Annotated in this window: 6 protein-coding genes, 1 tRNA gene and 2 rRNA genes; 7 read left to right on the forward strand and 2 right to left on the reverse strand. The window is 45.8% G+C overall.

The genetic code is table 11. From position 1 onward, the window contains the following. Positions 1 to 27: 27 nt before the first annotated feature. Both fadA and fadB read right to left on the reverse strand, forming a co-directional pair. Positions 28 to 1,194: an acetyl-CoA C-acyltransferase FadA gene (fadA, locus tag TI10_RS20495; RefSeq protein WP_049585179.1), complete on the reverse strand. Its 1,167-nt coding sequence runs from the start codon at positions 1,192 to 1,194 to the stop codon at positions 28 to 30. Between the two features lie 11 nt (positions 1,195 to 1,205). Next, positions 1,206 to 3,392 carry a fatty acid oxidation complex subunit alpha FadB gene (gene fadB / locus TI10_RS20500; protein ID WP_049585180.1) on the reverse strand — a complete coding sequence of 729 codons (2,187 nt, stop codon included), beginning with the start codon at positions 3,390 to 3,392 and terminating at the stop codon, positions 1,206 to 1,208. A gap of 275 nt (positions 3,393 to 3,667) precedes the next feature. On the opposite strand from fadB, the gene pepQ reads away from it, so the two are divergent. From pepQ to TI10_RS20535, 7 genes are all read left to right on the forward strand, one after another. Next, complete coding sequence (pepQ, locus tag TI10_RS20505) at positions 3,668 to 5,002, forward strand: Xaa-Pro dipeptidase (RefSeq protein ID WP_049585181.1); 1,335 nt, start codon at positions 3,668 to 3,670, stop codon at positions 5,000 to 5,002. Further along, complete coding sequence (locus tag TI10_RS20510) at positions 5,002 to 5,613, forward strand: IMPACT family protein (RefSeq protein ID WP_049585182.1); 612 nt, start codon at positions 5,002 to 5,004, stop codon at positions 5,611 to 5,613. Before pepQ ends, TI10_RS20510 begins: the two co-directional genes overlap by 1 nt. 37 nt (positions 5,614 to 5,650) lie before the next feature. Beyond that, positions 5,651 to 7,102 (forward strand): Trk system potassium transporter TrkH, encoded by a 1,452-nt coding sequence (trkH, locus tag TI10_RS20515; RefSeq protein ID WP_049585183.1) that lies wholly within the window; start codon positions 5,651 to 5,653, stop codon positions 7,100 to 7,102. 23 nt (positions 7,103 to 7,125) lie between these two features. After that, positions 7,126 to 7,662, forward strand: coding sequence for a menaquinone-dependent protoporphyrinogen IX dehydrogenase (hemG, locus tag TI10_RS20520; RefSeq protein ID WP_049585184.1), 537 nt, complete (start codon positions 7,126 to 7,128; stop codon positions 7,660 to 7,662). Between the two features lie 376 nt (positions 7,663 to 8,038). Next, positions 8,039 to 9,583, forward strand: a 16S ribosomal RNA gene (locus TI10_RS20525). Between the two features lie 82 nt (positions 9,584 to 9,665). Continuing rightward, positions 9,666 to 9,741: transfer RNA gene (locus TI10_RS20530), tRNA-Glu, on the forward strand. A 190-nt stretch (positions 9,742 to 9,931) separates the two neighbouring features. Further along, positions 9,932 to 10,898 (forward strand): 23S ribosomal RNA (locus TI10_RS20535); the annotation flags it as partial.

The following is a 10,898-nucleotide window of genomic DNA, read 5'->3' on the forward strand; positions in this document are numbered from 1 at the left end:
CGAAATCTATTAGGTATAGATAAGTTCTTAATCCATTCTTTCTATAATGGTGGCGATACCTTGGCCTAAACCGATACACATGGTTGCTAGGCCAAACTGAACATCGCGGCGTTCCATTAAGTTCAACAACGTTGTTGTGATGCGAGCGCCTGAGCAGCCTAAAGGATGACCCAGAGCAATTGCGCCACCATTCAGGTTAACTTTGTCATCCATACTATCCAGCAAATTCAGACCTTTCAGGCAGGCAAGTGACTGAGCAGCAAATGCTTCGTTTAGTTCAATCACGCCGATATCACCCAGTTCTAAACCTGCTTTCTTGAGCGCCATTTGTGTAGCAGGGACCGGGCCATACCCCATAATAGAAGGATCGCAACCAACAGCTGCCATAGAACGGATACGGGCACGAGGTTTCAGGCCCAGATTCTTGGCATAACTTTCACTAGTTATCAACATGGCAGATGCGCCATCGGATAAAGCAGAAGAGCTGCCTGCTGTGACTGAGCCTGTTACTGGATCGAATACAGGGCGCAGTGCGGCTAGATCTTTCATATTAGCATCCGAGCGGATCACCTCATCGTAATCAAACAGTTTCAATATGCCATCGGCATCGTGACCATAAATTGCTGATATCTCATTGGAGAATGCGCCCGATTGCGTTGCCTGTGTTGCACGTTGGTGTGAACGAAGGGCAAATTCATCTTGCATTTCACGGCTGATATGGTGAATCTTTGCCAACATTTCAGCGGTTAAGCCCATGACTCCTGCGGCTTTGGCAACGCTCCGACTCATTTTAGGATGGAAATCCACGCCATGAGTCATTGGAACATGGCCCATGTGCTCTACACCACCAATCAGTGTGACATTAGCTTCTCCGGTCATGATCATACGAGCGCCATCATGTAGCGCTTGCATTGATGAACCGCATAGCCGGTTAACAGTCACAGCTGGTACAGAGTGAGGGATATCAGCCAGTAAAGCTGCATTACGGGCAATGTTGAAACCTTGCTCTAGAGTTTGTTGGACGCAGCCCCAGTAGATATCGTCGATTTCATGTTTCTGTATTGCCGGATTACGTTTAAATAGCTCTTTCATCAGGTGAGCGGAGAGATCTTCAGCCCGGACCTGACGGAATGCACCACCTTTTGAGCGCCCCATTGGGGTGCGGATGCCATCAATAATGACTACATTTTCCATGTTTCCAGACCTCACGCTGTTTTTCCGGTGCTGACAGCAATCGTTGCTGCTGTAGGGTAATAACTTTCATTACGTTCAGCTTTGGCTTTCAGACCAGGCGGGACCTGGTAAAGAGCACCGAGGTGAGCATAATTTTCGGCCATTTTTACGTAGGCTGCTGTTCCCATTGTTTCCAGGTAACGGAAAACACCACCGTGGAATGGAGGGAAACCAAGGCCATAAACCAGAGCCATATCAGCTTCTGCCGGGCTGGCAATGACACCTTCTTCCAAACAGCGGACAACTTCGTTGATCATCGGGATCATAGTGCGAGCAATGATCTCTTCACTGGAGAAATTATTCTTCTGTTGGCAGATAGCCGCCAGCAATTGGTCTGTTTGCTCGTCCTGCTCTTTTTTAGGCTTACCTTTCTTATCTTGAGTGTACTTGTAGAAACCAAGACCGTTTTTCTGCCCGTAACGTTGATTGTCGTATAAAGTGTCAATGGCATCTTTATAGTCACGCTGCATACGATCTGGGAACCCTTGGGCCATGACTGATTGAGCATGATGTGCAGTATCAAGACCAATAACATCAATGAGATAAGCAGGACCCATTGGCCAGCCAAACTCTTTCTCCATGATTTTGTCTATTTGGCGGAAATCACCACCATCACGTAATAGCAGACCGAAGCCAAGGAGATAAGGAAGCAGTACCCGGTTTACAAAGAACCCTGGACAGTCGTTAACGACGATCGGGGTTTTACCCATTTTGCTGGCATAGGCGACTACGGTTGAAATTGTCTTTTCAGACGTTTTTTCACCGCGAATCACTTCAACCAACGGCATGCGGTGCACCGGATTGAAGAAATGCATACCACAGAAGTTTTCTGGGCGTTTTAGGGATTTTGCTAATTCTGAAATCGGAATTGTTGATGTATTGGATGCCAGAACACAGTCTTCATTAACCAGAGTTTCAGTTTCTGATAGTACAGCCGCTTTGATCTTTGGATTCTCTACAACGGCTTCAACCACGATTTGAGCCTGTTCGATACCGGCATAATTTAAGGTCGGCTGAATAGAAGAGAGGGTTCTTGCCATTTTTATGGCATCTAGGCGGCCACGTTCAAACTGTTTGTTTAGAAGTTTCGCAGCTTCATTCATACCTAATTCAAGGGCTTGCTGGCTGATGTCTTTCATCATGACAGGAATCCCTTTGCGGGCAGATTGATAGGCTATACCACCACCCATAATTCCAGCACCTAGGACTGCGGCATACTCAGGTGTTACGACTTCTTTCAGATGTTTCTTTGCCAGTCCTTTTACATACTGGTCATTAAGAAAAATACCCACTAAAGCACGGGCAACATTTGTCTGTGCTAAAGGAATGAAGTTGTCGGTTTCTATTTTCAGCGCTTCATCACGACCAAATGTAGCGGCTTTTTCTATGGATTTAACTGCGGTGATAGGCGCTGGATAATGAGGACCGGCGACTTTCATCACCATACCTTTTGCCACACTAAAACTCATGCCTCGTTCAATTTCATTGAGTTTCAAAGGCTCTAATTTCGGCTGGCGTGCGGCTTTCCAGTCAAGGTTCCCTGCAATTGCTTGTTCTAGCATTGAGACTGCGGAATCAACCAGTTTTTCTTTGGGAACAACAGCATCAATCAAACCGTTTTTCAAGGCTTCTTCTGCGCCAATGTCTTTACCTGCGGCAATGATATCCAGCGCATTATCAGTCCCGATCAGGCGTGGAAGACGAACTGAGCCACCAAAACCGGGCATAATACCAAGTTTGGTTTCTGGCAGTCCAATACGTACATCTGGGGAGGCTACACGGAAATCCGTAGACAGAACACATTCACATCCACCACCAAGAGCATAACCGTTTATTGCTGAAATGGTTGGTACAGGTAAATCTTCTATCCGGTTAAAAATGCTATTTGAAAAGTTAAGCCATTCTTGCAGTTTTTCTACAGGTGAATCGAATAAAGAGAGGAATTCAGTAATATCTGCGCCAACAATAAATGCAGCTTTTTCAGAGCGTAATAAAACGCCTTTCAGTCCCGTTTGTTGCTCCAGGCTGGCAACAGCCTTATCGAGAGAGGCAACGGTTTTAGTATCTAATTTATTAATAGCGACTGGGGCATTGAAAACCAGTTCAGCAATGCCATCTTTCAGCCAGCTTACTTGAATTGTTTCACTTTGATAGAGCATGTCGTTCTCCTAAATGAGCGCATACCATCTGGTATGACCAGATGGGTTTGATTGTGGGTATTATGTTAAGTAAATGCAAATGAGTGATTAGTTTTTTGCAAGGGTGATCACAAGTGAGATTTGTATCTCATTGACAATAATTGTTTTTATATTTTGATAAATAAGGTGTTAGCGGGGGCCGATAAATTGAGAGGTTTTTTGCGTGGTACCTGCAAATATCAATGGCTGTGATAAGCTAATGGTTAAGCCCATAAAATAAAAAAAGGTCAATTGAAATGGAAAAGTTGGTATCTCTGTACCACGAACATATCTCTACATTGCAGCAACGTACCTGTGAAGCATTGGCCCGTAATCAATTTGATGCTTTGCTTATTCACTCAGGTGAGTTACAGCGTATTTTTCTTGATGATAGAGACTACCCTTTTAAAGTTAACGCTCACTTCAAAGCTTGGGTTCCAGTAACTAAAGTGCCTAACTGCTGGTTGTGGGTGGATGGTATTAATAAGCCTAAATTATGGTTTTACTCACCGGTAGATTATTGGCACAGTGTAGAACCGCTACCGACCAGTTACTGGACTAAAGAAGTTGAAATAATTCATCTGGCAAATGCTGGAGATATCAATTCAGCGTTAAGTACTTATGTGAAACAGAATGTTGCTTATATCGGTTGCTCTCCACAAAGAGCAAAAGAGATTGGTTTCTCCGAACACAATATTAATCCAAAGGCCGTTCTTGATTATTTACATTTTTATCGTTCATATAAAACAGATTATGAACTGGCCTGTATGCGTGAAGCACAAAAAACGGCTATTGTTGGACATTTGGCAGCTCATGAAGCATTTCAGGCTGGGATGAGTGAATTTGATATTAATATCTCTTATCTTACGGCGACAGGTCATCGTGATACAGATGTCCCTTATGACAATATTATTGCTATGAATGAGAATGCCGCCGTTTTGCATTACACTGTATTGCAGCACAACGCACCTTCGGAGATACGTAGTTTCCTAATTGATGCCGGTGCTGAATATAATGGTTATGCAGCAGATATTACCCGCACTTATTCAGCAAAAAGTAATAATGAATTTTCCTCTCTAATTAAAGACATGGATGCTGAACAGAAAGCGTTAATCAGTACAATTAAGGTAGGAGTTCGCTATACTGAATACCATATTCAGATGCATCATAGAATTGCTAAGTTATTGAAAAAACATGGTATTGTGAAAGATGTCAGTGAAGAAGTCATGGTTGAAAAAGGGCTGACAACGCCATTCTTCCCACATGGCATTGGTCATCCTCTTGGATTACAGGTCCATGATGCGGCAGGGTTTATGCAGGATGATATAGGTACACATTTAGCAGCCCCGGATATGTATCCTTATCTGCGTTGCACCCGTATTTTGGAACCCCGAATGGTGTTGACCATTGAGCCAGGTCTTTATTTCATCGAATCGCTACTTTCACCTTGGCGTGAAAGTGAGTTCAGCAAACATTTTGACTGGAATAAAATTGGGACGCTTAAACCTTTTGGTGGTATTCGTATTGAAGACAATATTGTGATCCATGAAAATAAAGTGGAAAACATGACTAGGGATCTTCAATTGCCATAATGAAGCCTTATTTGATACCCGCAGCTTCAGTGAGTTTTACTGAAGAGATTAAAAAAAGTCGCTTTATTACCTTGCTGGAGCATACTTGCGGGGTGGATGAGGCTAAGGAATTTATCCAGCAAATCAAAGCTCAGTACCCTGATGCTCGCCATCACTGTTGGGCATTTGTTGCTGGGGCGCCGGATAATTCACAACAGTTGGGTTTTTCAGATGATGGCGAGCCTTCAGGGACCGCAGGTAAGCCGATGCTATCCCAGCTTATGGGAAATAATATTGGTGAAATAACTGCGGTGGTTGTCCGTTATTTTGGTGGAATAAAATTAGGTACTGGTGGGTTAGTAAGGGCATATGGAAGTGGTGTCCAACAGGCGTTGAAATTGCTGGAAACAAAATATAAGGTTCCACAGAAACTTTGTTCCTTGCAGTGTGAATATGCCCATATCTCTATGATTGAACAGTTATTACAGAAATCATCAGGGCAAATTATTTCCAGTGAGTATGCAGAGAATGTTACTTTGCGAATTTCACTTCCAACTACCTTAGTGGGGGAAGTCGGTGATAAATTACGTGATCTAAGTCGTGGTGTATTGCATTTAACACCTGATCTGTAAATATTCTCTGTAACTGGATTTCTAAGGAACCAGCTGAATGCATTTTCGTGCCATAACCCGTATTGTTGGGCTGCTTGTCATTCTTTTCTCTGTCACCATGATAATTCCAGGATTGGTAGCACTTATCTATCGTGATGGCGCTGGGCGTGCATTTAGTCAGACATTTATTTTTGCCTTAATTATCGGTTTGATGCTTTGGATACCAAATCGGGAACAAAAACATGAATTAAAGCCCCGGGAAGGGTTTCTTATCGTTGCCTTATTTTGGATAGTACTTGGTAGTGTCGGGGCTTTACCTTTCATCTTTTCTGAACAGCCAAATCTTTCTATTACAGATGCATTTTTTGAATCTTTCTCTGGTTTAACAACAACGGGTGCTACGACACTGATTGGGCTTGATTCCTTGCCTAAAGCGATTCTTTTCTACCGGCAGATGCTGCAATGGTTAGGCGGTATGGGGATTATTGTGCTAGCCGTTGCAATACTGCCTCTACTTGGGGTTGGGGGAATGCAACTCTATCGGGCTGAAATGCCTGGCCCTTTGAAAGATAATAAAATGCGCCCGCGAATTGCTGAAACGGCAAAAACTTTATGGTTGATTTATGTGTTGCTGACAATCGCCTGCGCTTTAGCATTATGGGCTGCGGGGATGTCAGTTTTTGATGCCATTTCTCACAGTTTTTCAACTATCGCAATTGGTGGATTTTCTACACATGACGCAAGCATTGGTTATTTCAATAGCCCCGCGATAAATACCATTATTGCGATTTTTCTGTTGATTTCTGGTTGTAACTTTGGTTTGCATTTCGCGGTATTAACGGGACGTAGCCTGACAGTATATTGGCGGGACCCTGAATTCCGTATGTTTATCTCCATTCAATTAGTGCTTGTTATTATTTGCACTTTGATCTTATGGCATCACGCTGTTTATAAGTCGGGGATAGAGACGTTAAACCAAGCTTTTTTCCAAGTTGTTTCAATGGCGACAACAGCAGGGTTCAGCACAGATAGCTTTGCTCGTTGGCCATCGTTTTTGCCAATACTACTATTGTGTTCCGCTTTTATTGGCGGTTGTGCGGGGTCGACGGGGGGAGGATTGAAGGTGATTCGTATCTTATTACTATTCCTGCAAGGTTCCCGTGAATTGAAGAGATTGGTTCATCCAAATGCGGTTTATACCCTTAAGTTAGGACGAAGGGCATTACCTGAACGGATTATTGAAGCTGTTTGGGGATTCTTCTCTGCTTATGCTTTGGTATTTATCATCAGTTTGTTATTACTTATCGCAACTGGTGTAGATGAGCTTTCTGCGTTTTCTGCAATAGCCGCTACACTAAATAATCTAGGGCCTGGGTTGGGTGTTGTTGCGGATAACTTCACTGCAATGAATCCGGCAGCCAAATGGATATTAGTTATAACGATGTTGTTTGGTCGCTTGGAAGTATTCACTTTATTAGTTTTATTTACACCAACCTTCTGGCGCGAATAGTCTATTGGGAGAGGGATATAGCTATGAATTATTTGTTACTTTATTCCAGTCGGGATGGGCAGACTAAGAAAATCATTACCCGCATTGCTGAAAATCTACGCAAATCAGGGGAGGTATGCGAACTCAGAGATTTATCAACAGTAAAAACGATCAATTTGGAATCTTATGACAAAGTTATGATTGGAGCTTCGATCAGATATGGTCATTTCAGTTCGGCACTGAAAAAATTTGCAATCTGTCATCAACAACAACTTAATAAAATGCCAACCGCATTTTTTGGTGTAAATCTGACAGCAAGGAAGCCAGAGAAATGTACACCAGAAACGAATGTGTATGTTCGTAAATTTCTGTTTAATACCCCGTGGAAGCCGGATTTGTGTGGTGTTTTTGCTGGCGCATTACTTTATCCTCGTTATCATTGGTTAGATCGGATAATGGTGAAAATGATTATGAAGATGACTGGTGGGGAAATTGATACAACTAAAGAGATTGAATATACCGACTGGCAACAAGTCGATCGTTTTACTGACGATTTCCTTAAAATGGTGAGTGAAAAATAACTGATTTGTTCTTTTTATCAGTGTATTGTTGAAAAAAACTGCGAACGGCCATTTTTTTTCAATAAAGACTTGCCAGCGTCAAAGAACTCCCTATAATGCGCCACCACTGACCGACACAACGCTGATAAACATTGTGAGGTCGGGCAGAGGAAAGTCAATAAGCGCTTGACTCTGCGGGCGAACAGCGTAATATACGCAGCCCGGCTGAACGAGAATGTCAATTTTTGATTCGGCCTGCTCTTTAACAATTAATCAGACAATCTGTGTGGGCACTCACAAGACCGTATCACAAAAAAATACGTTTTAAAGTCTTGAAGAGTGAACAACAGTTAATTCATTACGAACTAACAGTACAATTCTTTGAGCATCAAGCTTTTAATTGAAGAGTTTGATCATGGCTCAGATTGAACGCTGGCGGCAGGCCTAACACATGCAAGTCGAGCGGTAACAGGAAAGCGCTTGCGCTTTTGCTGACGAGCGGCGGACGGGTGAGTAATGTCTGGGGATCTGCCCGAGGGCGGGGGATAACCACTGGAAACGGTGGCTAATACCGCATAATGTCGCGAGACCAAAGTGGGGGACCTGAAAGGGCCTCACGCCGTCGGATGAACCCAGATGGGATTAGCTAGTAGGTAGGGTAAAGGCCTACCTAGGCGACGATCCCTAGCTGGTCTGAGAGGATGACCAGCCACACTGGGACTGAGACACGGCCCAGACTCCTACGGGAGGCAGCAGTGGGGAATATTGCACAATGGGCGCAAGCCTGATGCAGCCATGCCGCGTGTATGAAGAAGGCCTTCGGGTTGTAAAGTACTTTCAGCGGGGAGGAAGGGTTCAGCTTGAACAGAGCCGGATTTTGACGTTACCCGCAGAAGAAGCACCGGCTAACTCCGTGCCAGCAGCCGCGGTAATACGGAGGGTGCAAGCGTTAATCGGAATGACTGGGCGTAAAGCGCACGCAGGCGGTCAATTAAGTTAGATGTGAAATCCCCGGGCTCAACCTGGGAATGGCATCTAAGACTGGTTGGCTGGAGTCTCGTAGAGGGGGGTAGAATTCCATGTGTAGCGGTGAAATGCGTAGAGATGTGGAGGAATACCGGTGGCGAAGGCGGCCCCCTGGACGAAGACTGACGCTCAGGTGCGAAAGCGTGGGGAGCAAACAGGATTAGATACCCTGGTAGTCCACGCTGTAAACGATGTCGATTTGGAGGTTGTGGCCTTGAGCTGTGGCTTCCGAAGCTAACGCGTTAAATCGACCGCCTGGGGAGTACGGCCGCAAGGTTAAAACTCAAATGAATTGACGGGGGCCCGCACAAGCGGTGGAGCATGTGGTTTAATTCGATGCAACGCGAAGAACCTTACCTACTCTTGACATCCAGAGAAGACCTCAGAGATGAGGTTGTGCCTTCGGGAGCTCTGAGACAGGTGCTGCATGGCTGTCGTCAGCTCGTGTTGTGAAATGTTGGGTTAAGTCCCGCAACGAGCGCAACCCTTATCCTTTGTTGCCAGCGCGTGAAGGCGGGAACTCAAAGGAGACTGCCGGTGATAAACCGGAGGAAGGTGGGGATGACGTCAAGTCATCATGGCCCTGACGAGTAGGGCTACACACGTGCTACAATGGCGGATACAAAGTGAAGCGACCTCGCGAGAGCAAGCGGAACACACAAAGTCTGTCGTAGTCCGGATTGGAGTCTGCAACTCGACTCCATGAAGTCGGAATCGCTAGTAATCGTAGATCAGCATGCTACGGTGAATACGTTCCCGGGCCTTGTACACACCGCCCGTCACACCATGGGAGTGGGTTGCAAAAGAAGTCGGTAGCTTAACCGCAAGGAGGGCGCTGACCACTTTGTGGCTCATGACTGGGGTGAAGTCGTAACAAGGTAACCGTAGGGGAACCTGCGGTTGGATCACCTCCTTACCTGAGATAGGTTGAGTGCAGTGCTCACACAGATTGTCTGATGAAAGTAAAGTGCAAGCGCGCCTGCGAAGCTGACCATCGGGTCCCCTTCGTCTAGAGGCCTAGGACACCGCCCTTTCACGGCGGTAACAGGGGTTCGAATCCCCTAGGGGACGCCAGCTTGCGAAGATGACGGGTGAAAGGCGTTGTCGTTAAGGTATCTTTAAGCGGATTTTCGGAATCGGTTTAGCGATATAAGCTCTTTAACAATCTGGAACAAGCTGAAAAATTGAAACACTCGATAATATCGCCGAGGTATTATTGAGGAGTCTCTCAAGCTGCACAGTCCGAGACAGTTTCGGGTTGTGAGGTTAAGCGACTAAGCGTACACGGTGGATGCCTAGGCAGTCAGAGGCGATGAAGGACGCGCTAATCTGCGAAAAGCGTCGGTAAGCTGATATGAAGCGATATAGCCGGCGATGTCCGAATGGGGAAACCCAGTGCAATGCGTTGCACTATCATTAACTGAATCCATAGGTTAATGAGGCGAACCGGGGGAACTGAAACATCTCAGTACCCCGAGGAAAAGAAATCAACCGAGATTCCCCCAGTAGCGGCGAGCGAACGGGGAGGAGCCCAGAACCAGCATCAGCCACAGCATCAGAGGAACGGTCTGGAAAGGCCGGCGAGAGAGGGTGACAGCCCCGTACTCGAAGATGGCGTGGTTGTGAGTTCGATGAGTAAGGCGGGACACGAGAAATCCTGTCTGAAGAGGGGGGGACCATCCTCCAAGGCTAAATACTCCTGACTGACCGATAGTGAACCAGTACCGTGAGGGAAAGGCGAAAAGAACCCCGGCGAGGGGAGTGAAAGAGAACCTGAAACCGTGTACGTACAAGCAGTGGGAGCCTTGATGAATCAGGGTGACTGCGTACCTTTTGTATAATGGGTCAGCGACTTATATTCTGTAGCAAGGTTAACCGAATAGGGGAGCCGCAGGGAAACCGAGTCTTAACTGGGCGAAATGAGTTGCAGGGTATAGACCCGAAACCCGGTGAGCTAGCCATGGGCAGGTTGAAGGTTGGGTAACACTAACTGGAGGACCGAACCGACTAATGTTGAAAAATTAGCGAATGACTTGTGGCTGGGGGTGAAAGGCCAATCAAACCGGGAGATAGCTGGTTCTCCCCGAAAGCTATTTAGGTAGCGCCTCGTGAGTTCATCTTCGGGGTAGAGCACTGTTTCGGCTAGGGGGCCATCCCGGCTTACCAACCCGATGCAAACTGCGAATACCGAAGAATGTCATCACGGGAGACACACGGCGGGTGCTAACGTC

The organism is Photorhabdus luminescens subsp. luminescens (genome assembly GCF_001083805.1).
Lineage (GTDB): Bacteria > Pseudomonadota > Gammaproteobacteria > Enterobacterales > Enterobacteriaceae > Photorhabdus > Photorhabdus luminescens.